Source organism: Aeromonas sp. s13, from assembly GCF_040907905.1.
GTDB classification, from domain to species: domain Bacteria; phylum Pseudomonadota; class Gammaproteobacteria; order Enterobacterales; family Aeromonadaceae; genus Aeromonas; species Aeromonas veronii.
The window spans coordinates 1-18,359 of record NZ_JBFOCS010000015.1 but is presented as its reverse complement, the minus strand read 5'-3'; the positions used below and the strand labels follow the sequence as shown (position 1 = coordinate 18,359).

Annotated in this window: 14 protein-coding genes and 2 tRNA genes; 9 read left to right on the top strand and 7 right to left on the bottom strand. The window is 61.5% G+C overall.

Translation table 11 applies throughout. The annotated features are described in order from the left end of the window. Positions 1 to 26: 26 nt before the first annotated feature. The 4 genes from glpC to AB5Y82_RS01830 all read right to left on the bottom strand — a co-directional run bounded on the left by glpC (position 27) and on the right by AB5Y82_RS01830 (position 4,907). Positions 27 to 1,229, bottom strand: coding sequence for an anaerobic glycerol-3-phosphate dehydrogenase subunit GlpC (gene glpC / locus AB5Y82_RS01845; protein WP_368173572.1), 1,203 nt, complete (start codon positions 1,227 to 1,229; stop codon positions 27 to 29). Positions 1,230 to 1,280: 51 nt separating this feature from the next. Then, positions 1,281 to 2,546: a glycerol-3-phosphate dehydrogenase subunit GlpB gene (gene glpB, locus AB5Y82_RS01840; protein ID WP_111900101.1), complete on the bottom strand. Its 1,266-nt coding sequence runs from the start codon at positions 2,544 to 2,546 to the stop codon at positions 1,281 to 1,283. Further along, positions 2,536 to 4,209 (bottom strand): anaerobic glycerol-3-phosphate dehydrogenase subunit A, encoded by a 1,674-nt coding sequence (gene glpA / locus AB5Y82_RS01835; RefSeq protein ID WP_069555955.1) that lies wholly within the window; start codon positions 4,207 to 4,209, stop codon positions 2,536 to 2,538. Before glpA ends, glpB begins: the two co-directional genes overlap by 11 nt. 242 nt (positions 4,210 to 4,451) lie before the next feature. Then, complete coding sequence (locus tag AB5Y82_RS01830) at positions 4,452 to 4,907, bottom strand: YchJ family protein (RefSeq protein ID WP_111900102.1); 456 nt, start codon at positions 4,905 to 4,907, stop codon at positions 4,452 to 4,454. A gap of 123 nt (positions 4,908 to 5,030) precedes the next feature. On the opposite strand from AB5Y82_RS01830, the gene AB5Y82_RS01825 reads away from it, so the two are divergent. The 4 genes from AB5Y82_RS01825 to AB5Y82_RS01810 all read left to right on the top strand — a co-directional run bounded on the left by AB5Y82_RS01825 (position 5,031) and on the right by AB5Y82_RS01810 (position 9,948). Next, complete coding sequence (locus tag AB5Y82_RS01825) at positions 5,031 to 6,698, top strand: methyl-accepting chemotaxis protein (protein WP_111900103.1); 1,668 nt, start codon at positions 5,031 to 5,033, stop codon at positions 6,696 to 6,698. A gap of 132 nt (positions 6,699 to 6,830) precedes the next feature. Next, positions 6,831 to 8,042, top strand: coding sequence for an ROK family transcriptional regulator (locus AB5Y82_RS01820; protein ID WP_005333476.1), 1,212 nt, complete (start codon positions 6,831 to 6,833; stop codon positions 8,040 to 8,042). Positions 8,043 to 8,214: 172 nt separating this feature from the next. Continuing rightward, positions 8,215 to 8,970, top strand: coding sequence for a tRNA-uridine aminocarboxypropyltransferase (locus tag AB5Y82_RS01815; protein ID WP_111900104.1), 756 nt, complete (start codon positions 8,215 to 8,217; stop codon positions 8,968 to 8,970). A gap of 201 nt (positions 8,971 to 9,171) precedes the next feature. Beyond that, positions 9,172 to 9,948, top strand: coding sequence for a TSUP family transporter (locus AB5Y82_RS01810; RefSeq protein WP_005333472.1), 777 nt, complete (start codon positions 9,172 to 9,174; stop codon positions 9,946 to 9,948). Between the two features lie 76 nt (positions 9,949 to 10,024). On the opposite strand, the gene AB5Y82_RS01805 is transcribed toward AB5Y82_RS01810, so the two are convergent. Next, positions 10,025 to 10,891, bottom strand: coding sequence for a LysR family transcriptional regulator (locus AB5Y82_RS01805; RefSeq protein ID WP_111900105.1), 867 nt, complete (start codon positions 10,889 to 10,891; stop codon positions 10,025 to 10,027). A 60-nt stretch (positions 10,892 to 10,951) separates the two neighbouring features. Beyond that, entirely contained in the window at positions 10,952 to 11,869 is a 918-nt protein-coding gene (locus tag AB5Y82_RS01800) for a DMT family transporter (RefSeq protein ID WP_111900106.1), read from the bottom strand. A gap of 168 nt (positions 11,870 to 12,037) precedes the next feature. Between AB5Y82_RS01800 and AB5Y82_RS01795 the strand changes: the two genes are divergently transcribed. The 3 genes from AB5Y82_RS01795 to AB5Y82_RS01785 all read left to right on the top strand — a co-directional run bounded on the left by AB5Y82_RS01795 (position 12,038) and on the right by AB5Y82_RS01785 (position 15,733). Continuing rightward, on the top strand, positions 12,038 to 12,916 hold the full coding sequence (locus tag AB5Y82_RS01795) for a helix-turn-helix domain-containing protein (protein ID WP_111900107.1): 879 nt from the start codon (positions 12,038 to 12,040) through the stop codon (positions 12,914 to 12,916). Between the two features lie 262 nt (positions 12,917 to 13,178). After that, the gene (locus AB5Y82_RS01790) at positions 13,179 to 14,816 is read left to right on the top strand and encodes an ATP-dependent endonuclease (protein ID WP_111900108.1); all 1,638 of its coding nucleotides are present in this window, start codon (positions 13,179 to 13,181) and stop codon (positions 14,814 to 14,816) included. A 197-nt stretch (positions 14,817 to 15,013) separates the two neighbouring features. Beyond that, a complete protein-coding gene (locus AB5Y82_RS01785; protein ID WP_111900109.1) occupies positions 15,014 to 15,733 on the top strand; it encodes a hypothetical protein in 720 nt (239 codons plus the stop codon). Between the two features lie 108 nt (positions 15,734 to 15,841). Here the strand turns inward: AB5Y82_RS01785 and glgX are convergent, their stop codons facing one another. Further along, positions 15,842 to 17,905 (bottom strand): glycogen debranching protein GlgX, encoded by a 2,064-nt coding sequence (gene glgX, locus AB5Y82_RS01780; protein ID WP_111900110.1) that lies wholly within the window; start codon positions 17,903 to 17,905, stop codon positions 15,842 to 15,844. 196 nt (positions 17,906 to 18,101) lie between these two features. Here glgX and AB5Y82_RS01775 point away from each other — a divergent pair. Beyond that, a tRNA-Met gene (locus tag AB5Y82_RS01775) sits at positions 18,102 to 18,178 on the top strand. A 94-nt stretch (positions 18,179 to 18,272) separates the two neighbouring features. Continuing rightward, a tRNA-Met gene (locus AB5Y82_RS01770) sits at positions 18,273 to 18,349 on the top strand. Positions 18,350 to 18,359: the final 10 nt, after the last annotated feature.

Here is an 18,359-nt window from a genome sequence, read left to right as displayed (position 1 = left end):
TTTATGCGGCCGCAAGGGCCGGGGATTCAGGCCAACGCCTGGGCCAGCAGGTGGATCGGATGTGCACAGCGGAAGCTGGTGCTCATCTCGATCTGCCATTTGCAGGTCTCGCAGTCGGTGATCACCAGATCGGGGGAGAGGCGGTTGATTTGATCAAACAGCCCCTCGCCGATGGTCTGGCTGGTCTGGTAGTTCTCCGACTTGAAGCCGTAGGTGCCAGCGATGCCGCAGCACTGGGACTCCAGTACCGTCACCTTGACCCCGGGAATGGCGCGCAGCAATTCGAGGGTGTAGATGACGCCCCCCATTTTTTCCATGTGGCAGGGGGTGTGGTAGGCGATGTGTAGATTGAGCGGCTTCATCGCCGGTTTGTTGCCCTTGTAGAACTCGTTCCACAGGAAGCGGGTCACCAGCGAGATGCGATCCCGCACCTTGTGGTTGTCCTGCTCCAGCAGGTGGGGGTATTCATCGCGCAGGGTAAAGCCGCAGGTGGAGGAGGTAGCCAGCAGCGGCATCTCGTTGCCGAGCAGGGAGTTCTCCATCTGCTTGATATTGAAGGCCGCCTGCTGCTTGGCCTTGTCCATGAAGCCGTTGGCAATCAGCGGCACGCCGCAGCACTTCTCCCGCTCCAGCAACTGCACGCCGATGTTCATGGCGTTGAGCACCTGTACCAGCTCCTTGCCTAGTTGCGGGTGGTTGTAGTTGACGTAGCAGCCGTGGAAATAGGCTATCTGGCGGTCATAACGGGCCTGAGCTTCTTTTTGCTTCTTGTACCAGCCGCGGAAGGTGCCCTGGGAGTATTTGGGCAGGTCGCGGTGGGAGGAGACCCCCAGCGCCTTGTCCAGCACCAGCTTCATTGGCTTGAGGCCGGTGGTGAAGTTGACCACCGGGGCCATCAGGGTAGACATGCTGCCCATCAGATCGGTGTGGGAGAGCACGAACTCGCGGATCCCCGGTTTGAAGCCGCTGTACTTGTCTTTGGCCTTGGCGATGATGTCGCCGATGCGCACTCCGCTCGGGCAGGCAACTTCGCAGCGCTTGCAGTTGGTGCAGTGCTTGAGAGCGCTGTCAAAGAGCTCCGGGCTCTTGATCCGCAGCCGCTCGCCATCCGGGCCCGCCTGTTTCGGGCCGGGGTAGGCGGGGTTGGCCTTGGCCACCGGACAGTAGGCGGTACAGACGGTGCATTTGATGCACTGATCGAAAGTTTGGTTGGCGTGATCCAGTAGCATGTCAGTTCTCCTCCCGGCGATGATGAAGACACGGGATATGGGACGTAGTAATCATTGGGCCGCGCCCAGAATATGGCCGGCAGCCTGCCAGCCGGTGGCAACGGCAACGCCGGAGCCGGAACCTTCACGAATTGGGTCGTAATGGGCCAAGACACTGCCCGCACCATAGAGGTTGGTGAGCGGCTTGCCGCCACGCAGCACTCTGAGCTTGTCGTCGGTCTTGACCCCGAAGCCCATGAAGGGGTGGTGATCGAACAGGCGACGACCGGCCCAGGCATCACGCTCCTCCAGACTCAACACATCGGCATCGAAGATGGGTTCGCGAATGCCACGGAGACGGGACTCCAGCCCGCGGCTGAAGAAGCTGCCGGAGGCAAGCACGAAGTTGTCTGCCTCGAACAGCTGATCATCGCCATTCTGGGTATGTACGCCGACCACCCGGTCACCTTCGTAACGAGCGCCCAGCACCCGCTCGCTGGTGAGGAAGGTGCCACCAAGGGCCATAAAGCGGCGCTTGAGCGCCTCCTGCATCCGCATCCCGATGAGTGACGGCGGCATGGTGGCCACCTCCTTGATGGTGCAGCCGGTACGCTGCTCCAGCTCCGCCAGACGCGGGCCAACCAGCCCCAGAGACAGGCAGGCGGGCAGCACGATATGGCGGCAGCCGGGTATGCCGCTCTCCTGCACCATGCGGCTGATCTCGCGGGCCAGATCGGCCACCAGATGATGCTTGTCACACAGGCGCGCGATGTCGGCTGAGCGAAACTCGTGGGGATTGCGGCTGAATTCCGCCAGCTGGGGCAGGCGGATTTCGCCGGTCAGAATGCGGCAGTGGGCAAAGCGCGGATGGGTCGCCAGATTGGCCGCCGCCAGTGCCGGATGAAAGTCGCGAAAGCCTTCGAGGGTAGCCAGTAGTAGAACGTCCGGGATCGGTGCATCGGTGACGCAGGCGCAAGTATCGGGGGAGAGCCAGGTACGCTTGAGGGTGCCGATGGGGGTCAGGCGCTGGTGATTGGTGTCATGGCGCACCAGCGGCAGCCCCTGCTCGGCGCAGTGGCGCTGCAGATCGGCCAGGCTCGCTTCGATATTTTGCATTCCTACTTTGCTGTAGGGGTGATCCGGATGGGCTGCCATAAAGGCGGGCAGGGCGGCGCGGGGATCCCCCTCGCTTTCGAGCAGATCGACCGAGCCGGAGGAGAAGTGCAGGGCACTCTGGCCGGAGGCCATCAGCAGGGTCTTCTGGCCCGCCTCCACCAGCCGCAGGGCAGCCGAGAGTCCCGCCATGCCACCGCCGATAACGATATTGTCAAACTTCATGACGGCTCTCCTTGTGAGTGGTCTCGCTGGTTGGGTCGCGTGGGGTATCGGCGACCAGCTGTGGCGCCGTCCATTCCCCCAAGCCAAACAGCCCTTCGTAGATCCAGTAGGTGAACTCGGCCTCGCGCAGGGCATCACCCCACAGGACGGGGCGGGTTCCCTTGTAGCGCTCTTCCAGGAACTGGCGCAGCATGACGCAGGCCTGACGACCGTCCGCCTTGCCATACTCCTGCATCAGACCGGCGGCGCGGTAGGCGCACAGCTCCCCCTGACAGGGGCCCATGCCAAGACGGGTGCGGCGGCGCAGATCGATGAGGTTGTCCACATCGAGCTCGCGCAGGGCGTATTCGATTTCACCCGCGGTGACCATTTCGCACTCGCAGATCAGGGCGTTGGCCTTGGGATTGTCACGGAAGAAGGCGATGACCCGCTCGCCGTGGCGGTACTGGGCGGAGCCTTCGACCGGCACCGAGAGACCGGGGGCGGAGACCTTTTCCGGATCCCGCGAGCCGGGCAGGCTCAGTTCGGCGGTCTGGCAGGGCTTGCTGTTGCCGAGTTTCTTGGCCAGCAGATCGGTGGCCCACTCAGCCATCAGGCGGTAGGTCATCAGCTTGCCGCCGGTGATAGTGTTGAAGCCTTTGAGACCATCGCGCTCGGCGTGATCGAGCAGCACGATACCGCGGCTGATGTTGCGGCCGGTGTCGTCACCGTCCACCGCCACCAGCGGGCGAACGCCGGCGTAGGCGCGCAGCAGACGGGTGCGCGCCATGATGGGAGCGAGCTTGATCCCCTCGCGCAGCAACACTTCGACCTCTTCGGGTTCGACGGTGAGCTGGTCAATTTTGTTGTAATCGATGCGACTGGAGGTGGTACCGATGAGGGAGATGGTATCGCCCGGCACCAGAATGTCCGCATCCGCCGGTTTGCGGGCGCGGTTGAGCACCAGCTGGTTGATGCGGTAATCCATGATGAGCAGGGAGCCCTTGGCCGGGAACATGCGGATGCCGAGATCGGCGTATTCGCAAATTTGCTGGCCCCAGATGCCGGCTGCGTTGATCACCTCCTGACACTCCACCTCGAACGCTTCGCCGGTGCGGGTATTGATCGCCTTGACCCCGTGCACCCGATCCTGAGTGCGCAGCAGCCCCAGCACCTTGCAGTGGGTAAAGATGCGCGCGCCGTGCTCTTTGGCGTCCAGCACGTTGGCGGCGGCGAGGCGGAACGGGTCGACCGTGCCATCCGGTACATGGATGGCGCCGATCATCGCCGGGTTGGCGTTGGGCTCCATGCGCAGGGCTTCACCGGGATCGAGCTGGCGGGTTTCGATACCGGCCAGAGCGCAGGCATCCATAAAGGTGGTTTGGAAATTGATGTCATCTTCCGGCAGGGTGAGGAAGAGGCCGCCCGTGTCTTCGACACAGTGGCTGGCGATCCGCTTGAGGATGCGGTTTTCCTGGATGCATTCGCGGGCGGATTCCTGATCTGTCACCGCGTAGCGGGCACCGGAGTGGAGCAGGCCGTGGTTGCGACCGGTGGTGCCGGCGGCAATATCATCGCGCTCGAGCAGGATGCAGTCGATGCCGCGCAGTGCGCAATCGCGCATGATGCCGGCCCCTGTGGCACCGCCGCCTATGATGACGACTTGTGTAGTTATTCTTTTCATTGTTGCCCGTCTCATCTCTTCCAGATGAGGCCAGTGTGGCCTACTTCTGAGTGGAAATGTTTGATATGGGCCAAATTTGCGTTCGCAAACGCTCATTTGCTCGCGCGTTAATGAGCATTATGTGACATTTGTCACGCTTGTTATCGCATCGGTTGATGGGCTGGTGGCGAATGGCAGACACAAAAAAGGGGCATCGGATGCCCCTTGTCACTGTTTGACGAGTCTGGAGGGGGTGTGATGCGTCAGGCGCAGCACTTCTTGTGCTTTTTGCCGCTGCCACAGGGGCAGGGATCGTTGCGCCCCGCCTTGAGGGGCGCCGGATCCTGCTCTCCCTCGGTGTAGACCCAGCGCCCCTGATAACGCACGAAGCGGGAACGTTCATGGAGGCAGTGACGCTCATCCCCCTCCAGAAACCAAGCTTTGAACTCCACCATCCCGGTTTCATCCTCCGGGCCGCCCTGGCTGGCGATGATCTCGAGACCGTCCCAGCGGGTGTCGATGTGAGAGAGCTCTTCGGCGGTGAGGCCGCCAAGGTGGGCCGGGTGCCAGCTATGGACCAGATACTCCCCCAGACCGAGCACAAAAGCGCTGTAGCGCGAGCGCATCAGCTGCTCCGGGGTGTCAGCCGCTGCGCCACTGTGACGTGAGCCACAGCACAATTCGAGAGAAAGGGTTGAGCCGCAAGGACAAAGATTCATGATTTTCACGTTCTGGCCGATTTGTTTAAGGGAATTGTAACGAAAGCTGGGCTCGCCCTGCCAGCACCTATACTGATGAGTAAGCAAGGAATTCCAATAAAAACAGCTGCAAGGATGTGAAAGATGACGCTAAAGCAGAAAATCCTGTTACTGGGCGCAGTCCCCGTACTGTTGATGGCCCTGGTGGTCAATCTCAGTAACTACATGGTCTCCAAGAGCGATCTGGAGTCTGATCTGGTGGTGGCGAGGGAAAATGCCATCAAGGAGCGTAAAGCGCTGCTCAGCAGTTACATCATGATGGCCAAAACCGCTGTCGATGCCGTTTATGCGCTGCCGGATTCTCCGGAAAATCGTCAAAAGGTCAAAGAGTTGCTCAGGCCGCTGCGTTACAGCAGTGACGGCTACTTCTTTGTCTATGACTTCGAGGGCAACACCATACTGCTGCCGGTGCGTACCGAGCTGGAGGGGAAAAACCGCTGGAACGACAAGGATGCCAAGGGCAAGTTGCTGATCCAGGAGATCCTCAAGTCGGCCCGTCAGGGTGATGGTTTTACCGAATACTGGACGGCCAAGCCCTCCATCGGGCGGGATGCTCCCAAGCTGGCCTTTACTCTGGTGCTGGACAAATACCAGTGGGCCATTGGTACCGGTTTTTATATCGATGATATCGACAACGAGCTGGCGGCCCTGCGGGCAGAGCGCGAGAGCAATATGCATGCCTCGTTGCAGAGCAGTGTGCTGGTGATCCTGCTGATCCTGGGTATCACCCTGGCGGCGACCATCATTGTGGGCAACCGGGTCACCAAGCCGTTGGCGGATGCGGTGCTGGCATTGAACGATATTGCCAACGGCGACGGGGATCTGACCCAGCGGCTCAAGGTGCAGAGTCAGGACGAGATTGGCCAGCTGGCCAGCGCCTTCAACCGCTTTGTCGAGCGGATCCAGTCGGTGGTGAGTCAGGTGGGCGAGACCAGCAATCACCTCTTCAGCGCGGTCGACAAGTTGCACCATTTGAGCGAGCACTATGACCATCAGATGCAGGGCCACAGCCGCGAGACCGATCAGGTGGTCACCGCGGTGACCGAGATGAGCTCCACTGCGCAGGAGGTGGCGGCCAGTGCCTCCAATGCCGCGACAGCAACCAGCGATGCGGCTCGTGAATCGGACGCCGCCCGGGGGGTGGTGAGCGGGGCTATCAACAGTATCAACCGGCTGGTGGGGGAGGTGCATACTGCCTCCGGCGTTATCGAACAATTGGCGCAAGAGACTGCCAAGATCGGCTCGGTGGTGGAGGTCATTCGCGGCATTGCCGAACAGACCAACCTGCTGGCACTGAACGCCGCCATTGAGGCGGCCCGCGCCGGTGAGCAGGGACGCGGCTTTGCGGTGGTGGCGGACGAAGTGCGTTCGCTGGCCGGTCGTACCCAACAGAGCACCAAGGAGATCAACGAGATGCTGCAACGTCTGCAGGGCGGGGTGAAGCAGGCGGTGGAGGTGATGCAGGCGAGCGAGGATCGCAGCCAGGAGACGGTGCAGGAGGCGAGCCATATCGCCAGCTCCCTCGATAGCATGGTGATGGCGGTCAGTACCATCAACGACATGAACATCCAGATCGCCACCGCCGCCGAGGAGCAGCACGCGGTCTCCGAGGAGATCAACAAGAACCTGGTGGCCATTCAGCAGATTGTCAGCGAGCTGACCAGCGCGGCGGTGGAATCCAACAGCACCACCCGCGATCTGGCCAGTACCGGCGACAAATTGCGCAAACTGGTATCGCAATTCCGTTATTGATCTTGCAATGGTCCGTGACGGCAACCACAAGATGTGGCCTGACCCCCGGTTCAGGCCGCACTTTATTTGGGGATTGACCAATAATGTGTGAAAATTGCCAGCCTCTTTTTTTCAGCCTTTGCCCCATACCCTATGAATGAGATCGTGAAAGGTAGTATCGATTTGATCCGGCAGCTCAACTACGGCCTGGTCTATGCCAGTCTGGAAGAGCACAAGGAGCTGTCGCGCACCGATCTCTCCCGCCTGACCGGTCTCTCGCCAGCCAGTATCACCAAGATCACCCGGGAACTGCTCGATGGGGGGCTGGTGGTCACCTGTGGTGAAAGTTCAGTGGGGCGCGGCCGTCGTCAGACCTTGCTGCGCATTAACGAGCGCCGCTTCCAGTTTCTCTCCATGCGTCTCGGCCGTGGCTACGTGGATATGGCGCTGTTTGACTTTTCCGGCCGTTCGCTGGCCCGCCAGCGCCACCTCTTTACCGAGGAGGAGCGCGCCGATCTGCTGGGCAGTCTGGTGCATGCCATCAAGGTGTTTTTGCCGAGAAAGTCCCTTAGTCTGGCCTGCATCGCCCTCTGTCTGCCGGGTCAGGTAGAGCGCCACTCCGGTATGGTCAAGCACTTCCCCTTCTACGATCTGCGCAACTGGCCCCTTGGCCCGACTCTGCAACAGGCGTTCTCGGTACCTGTGCTGGTGAGCGGTGACGTGCGCACCTGGATCCAGGCTGAGCGGGAGTGGGGTGCCGCCAAAAATTGTGCCGATGCGGTGCTGGTGTTTGTCCACAACGACATCGGGGTCGGCATGGTGGTCAATGGTCAGCTCATCGAGAGCGAGAATGCGCTGCTTGGCGATCTCAGCCACCTGCAGCTCGAACCCTATGGCCAGCGCTGCTACTGCGGCGGCTTTGGCTGCGCCTGCACCCTGGTGACCAATCAGGCGCTGGAGGCGCAATACCGGGATCTGCGCGAGCGGATGCAGGAGCACGACTTGCCCGAGAGCGTCACCATCCGCGAGCTGTGCGAGCTGGCGCTGGCAGGCAACAGCCTCTGTCAGGATATTCTCCATCAGGCGGCGGGCCGCCTCTCCAAGGTGCTCTCCAATCTCATCTGCCTACTCAACCCGGGCAAGCTGCTGCTGGGGGGGGAAATCACCCGTGCCGATCGGCTGCTGTTCCCCATGCTGCACCAGTCGCTGGCCAGCCAGTTGCCAGCCGAATATCTGGTGCGGCTGCAGATTGAATCCACCCACTTCTACGAAGATCCCACCAAGCCCACTTCGGTGCAGGTGCACAAGGCACTGCGCGATGGCAGCCTGTTGCTGGAGCTGCTGCGCAGCTGTCAGGAGTCGTAAGGCAAGAGGAGTTGGCTCTGCATCTGGCGAAAGGGGCAGGGATTGCTGTTCCGCCAGCGCGTAACTCGGTACAATCTTGCGCTTTTCCGGCAGCCCCCTGTTATCGCGCCTATGGCGCCGTGACATGTTGGCACCGCAGCCGTTCCTGTTTTGACTCCAGTTGTGAACCTAGATGAAGCCTGTTCCTGATCACGCCGTCAACCGCCTGCGGGCCTGGCGCAAGAGTATCTCTACCCGACCGTTTCTTGCCCGTGGCGGCACCCTGGCCCGCTGTCCGGCCTGTCAGCTGCGCGAGGATTGGTGTGCCTGCGAGTGGCGCCCCGAGCTCAAAGCGGAGGCCGGTTTCTGCCTCCTGATGTATGACAGCGAGCCGATGAAGCCCTCCAACACCGGTCGCCTCATCGCCGATGTCTTGCCGGATACCACCTGGGCCTTTCTCTGGTCGCGCACCCAGCCCCATCCCGAGCTGCTGGCCCTGCTGGCCGATCCCGCCTGGCAGCCCTATGTGGTCTTTCCCGCCTGCGAAAAGGAGCCTGCCCGCCTGACCGGCGAGGTGACGCTGGCACCGGGTAAAAAACCGCTCTTTATCCTGCTCGACGGCACCTGGCCGGAGGCGCGCAAGATGTTCAACAAGAGCCCCTATCTGGACGGTTTTCCGGTGCTCGCCATCAAACCCGATACGCTCTCCACCTACGGTATGCGGGTGGCCAACTGCGAGGAGCACCTCTGTACCGCCGAGGTGGCGGCCTGCGTGCTGGAAGTGGCGGGAGAGCTCAAGGCGGGGCAGGCACTGCAGCACTGGTTCAACTTGTTCAGCAGCCGCTACATGGCCGGGCGGGTCAGCCGTTTCCCCGGTGCCGATGAGGATCATCTCTGTGAGGCGCTGGCGGCCATCAAGGAAGCGAACGTCGCTTCAACGGCTTGCTAACTGGCCTTCTGAGGGGGGGGCCAGGGGCATGGCCGCTCAAATTAATGAAAATCAGGAATCAATTGGCTGCCACTGTTTCGTTAGATTCATGGTCAGTGGCTCGCTAGGATAGCGGACAGCCTGTGCCCCCCCGCACAACGTCGTTTTGGTTATATCCGGTTGCTCGACCCTTCGGGCAACCCACTCTCGTGAGGTCTATGGATGGAATTGGAACTGGTTACCCTGTTTGCCCTGTTCGGTGTAGCGCTTGTCGCCGGCTTTATCGATGCCATCGCCGGTGGCGGCGGCCTGTTGACGGTGCCTGCTCTGCTGGCCACCGGCATGCCGCCCGCGCTGGTGCTCGGCACCAACAAGCTGCAGAGCAGTTTTGGCTCCTTCTCTGCCACCTGGTTCTATGCTCGCAAGGGGTTGTTGGAGTGGGCCATGATCTGGCCTGCGGTGATCTGCACCTTTATTGGTGCTGCCATCGGCACGCTGGCGGTGCAGACTATAGACGCTGCCATTCTCGAGCGCCTGCTCCCTTTCCTGCTGATGGCCTTTGCCTGCTACTTCTACTTCTCGCCGCGGGTAAGCGATGCCGAGAGCTCCCGCCGTCTGACTCCCATGCTGTTTGCGCTGTTGGTGGGGGGCGGGGTCGGCTTTTATGACGGGTTTTTCGGGCCGGGCACAGGTTCGTTTTTTGCCATCGGTTTCGTGGCGCTGGCAGGCTTTGGCATGGCGCGCGCCACCGCCCATACCAAGCTGCTCAACTTCACCTCGAATATTGCCTCTCTGCTGTTCTTTGCGCTTGGTGGCAAGGTGGTGTGGAGTGTCGGTTTTTGCATGGCGTTGGGGCAGTTTATCGGCGCTCGTTTTGGCTCCAAAATGGTGCTGAAAAAAGGGGTGAAGCTGATCAAGCCGCTGCTGGTGACCGTCTCCTTGCTGATGTCTGCCAAGCTGGTGTGGAGCCAGTATCCGGAGCTGTTTGCCTGGATCTGATGTGTGCCTTGCTTGCCGCATCGCAATTGTTAACGGGGCCCTTGGGCCCCGTTGTCATATCTGGTGTTTTACAGCGCTAGCTCGGTGTGACGCTGCGGTGGCGAAAGTGTTGGTGCAGGGCGCTCACCAGCCTGGAGATCCGCTCGCGCTTTAGGCTGTTTGGTCGGTAGACCAGATGAAGGGGGCGGCCCAGTCCGGGCAGTGGGCGGGCCATCTCCCCCTGTTCTCCCACCAGCCCCAGCAGGCCAGCGGGGAGCAGCACAGGGCCAATGCCTGCCTTGGCGAGTTCGATGAGCGCCAGATAGGAGTCGAGCTCCATGGCGGGCTCCAGCCCCAAATCAGCCAGCGGTTCGCGCAGGTAGCGGTTGGAGGGGTTCTCCAGATCCATGGTGAGGATCTTGCGCCTGCTTTCTGCGCTGGCTGGTGGCAGGCTCTGCTGCGTTTCGCCCACCAGATAAAAGGGCTCCTCAAGCAGCAGATCGGCGCCGAGGCCATGGCCGGGAGGGAGCCGACCGGCGCAGATGCCGAGCAGGGCATCGCCGCTGCGCACCCGCGCCAGAATGACCGGCGTGTGGTGGGTGGAGAGGGAAAGGTGGGGATCGTGCTCCAGATAGTCGCGCATAAAGTGGGCGAGGTAGCCTGCCAGCAGGGTTTCGGAGCAGGCGATGGGGAGGGGGCTCTGATCCGCCAGATCCTGACTATCGGCAAGCACCCCCTTCATTTCGGCCAAGCTCGGGGCCACTCGTTCCAGCAGCTCCTTTGCCTGCGGGGTGAGGCGGATCTGGCGCCCCTCCGGCTCGATCAACTTCTTGCCAAGGCGCTGCTCCAGCTGGGCAATCCGCTTGCTCACCGCCGACTGGCTGATATAGAGGCGGCTGGCCACCTTGGCCATGGTTCCTTCACTTGCCAGCAGGCTCAGCGTCTCCAGCCCTTCCAGTAACATCTCGCCCTCTCGTGTCGCCATCATGCCTATCGAATGGCGCTACCTTAGGGGCTGACTGGCTCAGGCGCAAGGGTCGTTTGCTGCCTTGGCCGGTCGAATGCGCCACTCACTTAAGGGCGGTGCGAAGATCACCAGATTGCCGATGAGGCTGATCACCACTCCGGCCACCGAGACCGGCTGCCAGACAAAGCCTTCATAGAAGGTGGAGAGGGTAAGCGCCACCAATGGAAAGAGCACGGTGGCGTAGGAGGCCTTGCTGGCACCGATGCGCCCCACCAGCGTCAGATAGGCGGTAAAGGCGATCACCGAGCCAAACAGGGCGAGGTAGACCATGGCCGCCAGATAGTGGCCATCGGTCGGCACCACCAGTTGCTGCCCGAGCAATGTGACCCAGCCCAGCAACAGCACCACGCCGTAAACCATGCCCCAGGGCACCAGTTGCAGTACGTGGTAGCCGTGGCGCTGGCCCCGTGCCGAGACCAGATTGCCCAGCGAAAAGCAGAGGGTGCCGCAACAGGCGAGCAGCAGCCCCTTCCAGCCGTTTGCACCGAGTTGCGCATCCGCCAGCACCGGCCAGAACAGTAACAGGGTGCCAAAGAGCCCCAGCAAGGAGCCTTGCAGCCAACGCAGGGTGGGGCGCTTGTTCTCGAACAGCCAGAGGTTGAGGCCGTTGAAGATGCTGGCACTGGCAAAGATCACTGCCGACATGCCGCTCGGGATATAGCGGGTGGCGTGGTAGAAGCAGAGAAAGTTGGTGGAAAAGAGCAGGGCACCGAGCAGTGCTGCGTAACGCTGGCCGTGCCAGGGGAGGCGCGGAAAGCGGCCGCTGGCGGTGAGCAGGGCAAACAGCGCCACCGCTGCCAGCAGGAAGCGGTAGAGAACCGATACCTCGATGGGAATGGGGCCAAGTTGCCAGGCGATGGCAATCCAAGTGCTGCCCCAGATAAGCACGGTGGCAAGATAGAGCATCAGATTCATCACAGTTCCGGTGAGTCAGGGAGAGATGACCCACTATGGGGCGAGCCCTGATGACTGGATTGCACCATCTTGCGGTTTTTCATCGCCCTGCGCTGTCATCTGCGGGCGCGGTCGGTAAGATGGATGGCAGCGGCATAACACGTACACCGGAACAGGCGGCAGGGGCGAATGAAAACAGCAGGGGTATTTGATGCACTGGTCAGCACCGGCGCCCGGCTGGAGGACGCCTGCTGGCTCGAACCCGGGCTTGGCGTCGCCAGTTGGCGCAACTGCTATGACCAGACCCGCTATCACAAGCCGGGCCACCACACCCTGAGCGTCTATCTGCAAGGAGGCGAGCAGACCGAGCGACTCGATGGGCCGGGTGGCCACGGCGGCACCGGCAAGGTGTGCATTATGCCGGATCACCACAGATCCGAGTGGCTGGTCCGCGAAGAGTTTCGCTTCTTTCATCTCTACTTCACCCCGGCTCACCTCACCCGTATCGCCGAGGAGGTGTGTGACAAGGAGGGGCGCCACCTGCAACTGGTGGACAAGACCTTTATCGACGATCCGCAGGCGGCCGGACTGGTGCAGCGCCAGTTGATGCAACTGCAGTGGCAGCACGGGGTCGATCGGCTGGCGCTTTCACACGGCGCCTGGATGTTGATCCTCCACGCCTACCGCCACCACACCGAGGAGGCTCCCGGTCTGCCGCCTCTGCGCGGCGGGCTGGCGCCCGTGGTGATCAAGCGGGTGCAGGAGTATCTGCAGGCCCATCTGGCCGATTCGGTCACGCTGGCAGAGCTGGCCCAGCAGGCGGGGCTGAGCGAGTATCACTTTGCCCGCATGTTCGGTCAGAGTCTCGGCTGCCCGCCCCATCGTTATCTGCTTGGGCTGCGGCTCAAACGGGCCAAGCAGCTGTTGGCTGGCCCCGAGCCGCTGGCCCGCATCGCTAGTCAGTGTGGCTTCTCTTCCCAGGCCCATTTCGGTAATCGTTTTCGCGAGGCGTTTGGTTTGACGCCGGGGCAGTGGCGGGCGCAATTGTCATCTTCTCGTCACAGATAACCCTGAGACTTTGGGCAAAAGAGGTGTACTCTCTACCACTTATCCATTGAAAGGAATGCCCATTGAATTATCGCAAACGTCAAATCCGTACCCGTCATCTCTGGTTCAGCCACTGGAATGCCCCGCAAGATCGCACCGCTGTTGTTACCCCTCCCGAACCTGCAGTGCCTCACAGTTCACGTTGAAAAAGCCCCGCCTGCGATAGGATTTTTCCGGTAACTTTGCCACTATTGCCCCATCACAATGATGTGGACATGGCTGGATGTTTCTGGAACGTATTGAAGTCAAAGGTTTTCGCGGTATAAATCGCCTGTCGCTCGGGCTGGATCAGACCACAGTGTTGATTGGCGAGAATACCTGGGGTAAATCGAGCCTGCTGCGCGCCCTCTGGTGTCTGCTGGGGCAGGATGCCGAGCCCTATCAGTTCACCGCCGAGGATTTTCACCAACCGGAAGATCCTGAATTGGCCCCGGCGCGCCACCTGCAACTGGTGCTCACCTTCAGTGAGCACAGACCCCAGATGTGTCAGCACTCCCGTCGGTTGGCCCGTCTTTGCCCCTCCTGGGTGCTGCACAAGGACAAATTCCACCGCATTCATTATCGCGCCAGCGCCGAGCTGCAGGCGGATGGCTCTGTGCTCACCATTCACGACTTTCTCGACGGGGTAGGCAAGAGCCTGCCCATTGCCAACACCCACGAACTGGTTTGCATGCTCATCACCATGAACCCGGTGTTCCGGCTGCGGGACGCCCGTACCGCTCGCAGCGGGGTGGAGACATTGCAGTGGGGAGATCTCTCCGAGCATCGCTTGAGCGAGCTGGCAGACAAGCTGATCGACGAACCCCAGCGGATCGGCGAGCCGGAGCTCAAAGAGGCGTTGCAGGCGGTGCGCCAGCTGATGGATCACTACTTCAACGCCCTGGCCCCCATCAAGAACAAGCCGCGCAGTCAGCGTGACATCATCAATCGCCCCATGACATTGCGCAATCCTGGCAACCTGCATACCCTGCTGCGCCGCGCCGATAACCGCGCGCTGCAGCTGGCGATGGCGGGGATGGCGGCTACCCTGCTGCAAGCGCGTGGCAACCGGGAACTGGAGGAGGGGGCCCGCCCCATCATGATCCTGGAGGACCCGGAGAGCCGGCTGCACCCGACCATGCTGGCTCTGGCGTGGGGGCTGCTGGAACAACTGCCGGGCCAGAAACTGCTCACCACCAACTCGGGGGATCTGCTCTCTTCCCTGCCGCTCAATCAGGTGCGGCGGCTGGTGCGCCGTCAGCAGGATATCCTCTGTCATCAGCTGGGGGGCGAGCGTTACAGCAGCGACGATCTGCGCAAGATCGCCTTCCACGTGCGGATTAACCGCCCCATGTCGCTGTTTGCCCGCTGCTGGCTGCTGGTGGAGGGGGAGACCGAGATCTGGCTGCTCTCCGAGTTGGCGCAGATCTGCGGTTACAGTCTGCGGGCCGAGGGGGTACGGATCATCGAGTTTGCCCAGTGCGGCCAGTCGCCGCTCATCAAGGTGGCGCGGGATTTTGGCATCGAGTGGCACCTGCTGACCGATGGCGACGAGGCGGGGCTCAAGTATGCCGCCTCGGCCCGTGGCCAGCTCAAGGGCGAGCGGGAGCGGGATCGCTTGACCCAGTTGCCGGCGGCGGACATAGAGCACTACCTCTATCACAACGGTTTTGAAGCTGTGTTTCGTCGCGAGGCCGGGGTGGGCGGGCGCGCCATGTGGAGCGCCAGTCACATCATCAACAAGGCGATCCATCACCGCAGCAAGCCGGGAATGGCGCTGGCGGTGGTGGAAGAGGCGGAGCGGCTCGGCGCCGAGCATATTCCGCCGGTGATCCGCCAGATGTTTGCCCGGGTGGTGGCGCTGGCCCGCGGTCAGGGCTAAAGCCAGCGCCGTATCCCGTCCCTATGGACATGGCTGCCAGCAGGGCACCCTTCAAGGTGGGCCCTGCTGGCGCAAATTGCCCCGGATTGTTTGCCCGCGATTGTTTGTCGCGATTGGGGATAGCCGCCGGTTTGGGTATACTTGCCCCTCTCTGGCGCCCCGGTGGCGCACCTCGAATCTTTACTGCTGGAGGCGTCGTGTTCGTCCAACTCCCTTTTTGGCTCTTTCCTCTCACCGGATTGATGGCGCTTGGCGCGCTGATCGCCCTCGGTATCGTGCTGTGGCGCGGTGATATCTGCCCTGGCCAGCGCTCGCGCATCAGTCAGCAGCTCTTCTCCATCTGGGTCATTACCGCGCTCTCTCTGATGCTGGCGGTGGAAGCCAAGGCGGCCAGCTGGCTCATCTGGAGTGGTGGGGCCGCACTGGTGCTCGGAGTTGGCTTGTCGCTGGCCCAGTCACGGCTGGAGGGCAAGCGCTCAGTCCCCTCGACACTGCTCTGGCTACCGGCGTTGCCGCTCGCTCTCTATGGCATCGGGCTGTTGCAACTGCAGGGCTGGGTGAGCGGTCTGCTGCAGATGGCGATGCTGGGGGCGGCTTTTGCCCATCTGATGCTGCTGCGGGCCCGTCATCGCCTCAAGGCATTCAACACCCTGTTGCCGCTGGCCGGTCTGATGGGTGCGATGGCCAGCCTTGTCTGGCTGGCAGTGCTGGTGGGCTGGCAAGGGGGCGAGGCCAATCTCGATGCCCTGATCCCGGCGGTGGTGACCCAGGCAGCGCTGCTGGTGGCCTCTCTGCTGCTCTGGTTCAGCCCGCTCTACTTGCAGCGTGATACCGCGCCAGTGGTGGTCTCCACCTCCCTGTGTGGCCTGCTGATCGCCCAGATTGCCGCTACCAGCGTGTTGCACCAGCTGATCTGACACTGGCGCTGAAAAGAGAAAGCCCCGAGCCAACACTCGGGGCTTTTGCATATCTGGCTTGCCGGTATCGCAGCCATCCATTAGCAGCAATTAAGCCGCAGTTATCTATCAATAGAAGTCGTCGGCCCCGCAGATAAAGAGGCAGCTGCTGCGCGGTTGGGCGAGATATTCGCGGGTCAACCCCTCCAGTGGCATGCCGAAGGTGCAGATATCTTGTGGCGAGGGGAGGGCGGTATCGAGGATCCGCCGCCAGTAGCCGCCGACCCCCTTGGGGGGGCTCGGCAGGTTGAAGGTGAGGGGTTCCCAGTAGGCGTTGAACAGCACATAGAGCGCCAGCTTGGTCTCGCTCGACAGCGCCGACATGGCGATGGCGTGGGAGTGGGGGCTGAAATCCGGTTGCCCGGCGTTGACTCCGTGCCAGCAGATCTCGCTGTGGCGCAGGATCTCGGTGAGCGACAGCGGCATGCTCTCCTGCTCCGGGCGCTGGAACAGGTGTTTGCGGTATTGGATCAGCTCCTTCATAAAGCGGAACATCTCCTGACTGCGGGCATTGGGCAGCCAGTTCATCCAGCAGGTGGCATTGTCCTGGCAGTAGCCGTTGTTGTTACCCCGCTGGGTGCGCAGCAGCTCGTCTCCCATCAGCAGCATGGGGGATCCCACCGAGAGCAGGGTCGCCACCATCATGTTTTTGGCCTGGCGCATCCGCAGGGTGTTGATCTGGGGATCTTCCGTCACCCCTTCGTGGCCGTGGTTCCAGCTGAAGTTGTGATCGCAGCCATCACGGTTCTCCTCCCCGTTGGCCTCGTTGTGCTTGCTGTTGTAACTGGCCCAGTCCCACAGGGTAAAACCGTCGTGGCAGGTAACGAAGTTGATACTCTTCTCGGGATCGGCGTGGTGATAGTGGTAGATGTCGGGACTGCCGCACAGCCGCTCGACAAAGGCGGTGACGCTGTTGTCATCCCCGCGCAGGAAGCGGCGCACATCATCCCGGAACTGGCCGTTCCACTCACGCCAGCGGGCGCCGGCCAGTGACCCCACCTGATAGAGTCCCCCCGCGTCCCAGGCTTCGGCAATCAGCTTGATGTCGGCGATGTTGGGGTCGGTATCTATGGTGCGTAGAGTGGGGGCATTGGCCTGCGGCTGACCCGATTCGTCCCGCGACAGAATGGCGGCCAGATCAAACCGAAAGCCATCGACGTGCATCTCCTGACGCCAGAAGTGGAGGCTGTCCATGATCATCCGCAGCACCACCGGATGGGCGCCGTTGAAGGTGTTGCCGCAGCCCGAATAGTTGGTGTCCTTCTGGTTGTTGTCGAGGATGTAGTAGGCCTCGTTATCGATGCCGCGAAACGAGAAGGTGGGGCCATCATCACCCCCTTCGGCGGTGTGGTTGTAAACCACGTCCAGGATCACCTCGATATTGGCCTTGTGCAGCGCCTTGACCATGTCGCGAAATTCGGTCAGCGGATCATCGCCGCAGGCGTATTGGGCGTGGGGGGCGAAAAAGGACATGGGGCTGTAACCCCAGTAGTTGGAGAGTCCTTTGGGCGCATCCTGAGGATCGAACTGGAACACCGGCAGCAGCTCGACGGCGGTGACGCCGAGAGATTGCAGATAGGGGATCTTCTCAATCAGCCCGAGATAGGTGCCACGCAGCGCCGGATCGACCCCGGAGCTCGGGGACTTGGTAAAGCCCCCCAGATGCAGTTCGTAGATCACCGAGCGGGAGAGGGAGTGAGCAGGCAGTTTGTCTCCTTCCCAGTCGTAGTGGCGAGTATCGACCACCTTGTTCTTGGCGCAACAAGCCAGATTGCTGCCTGGACGGGCCGCCGCCCATCGATCGTAATTGGCGCCAAGCTCGATGCTGCGGCCGTAAGGGTCGAGCAACACCTTCTCGGCATCGAAGCGGGTGCCGCCATATGGGCGCCACGGGCCCTGAATGCGATAGGCGTAACGCTGCCCGACCGAGATCCCCTCCACATGGATATGCCAGTAGTAGGCGGTGCGGTTAAGGCGCGGGGAGAGGGGGATCACCTCGGGGGTCGCATCGTCTGCGCTTGCGAAGAGCAGCAGTTCGACCCGGCTGGCGAGGCGTGCCCAGATCGCAAAGTTGACGCCGTTACTGTCGGGTGTGGCCCCCAACTGACGGCAGTGACCGGCGGAGATGCGCATATTCTACCTACCCAAAATGAGGAGTGTTCACCTTATTGAGTGTAGTGCCGGATGCCTGGCAAGGACTCGATTGCCTGAAAAAACAGCATGATGCTGCTAATGACCGCACTATTTGTCCGATTAATCTACGAATAAACTTTTTTTGAGATATTTACTTGCAATCTGTGCGCTGGCGCCTATTATTGGCGACCTCAGACGCGGGGTGGAGCAGCCCGGTAGCTCGTCGGGCTCATAACCCGAAGGTCGTCAGTTCAAATCTGGCCCCCGCAACCATCTGAGATCCTGACCAGTCAAGCCGGTGTAACCGGTTGGTGGGAAAGGAGAAATCGAACTGGCTACTGCTCGGCCACTTCGAGAAAAATTCGGACGCGGGGTGGAGCAGCTCGGTAGCTCGTCGGGCTCATAACCCGAAGGTCGTCGGTTCAAATCCGGCCCCCGCAACCAACTCTTTCGT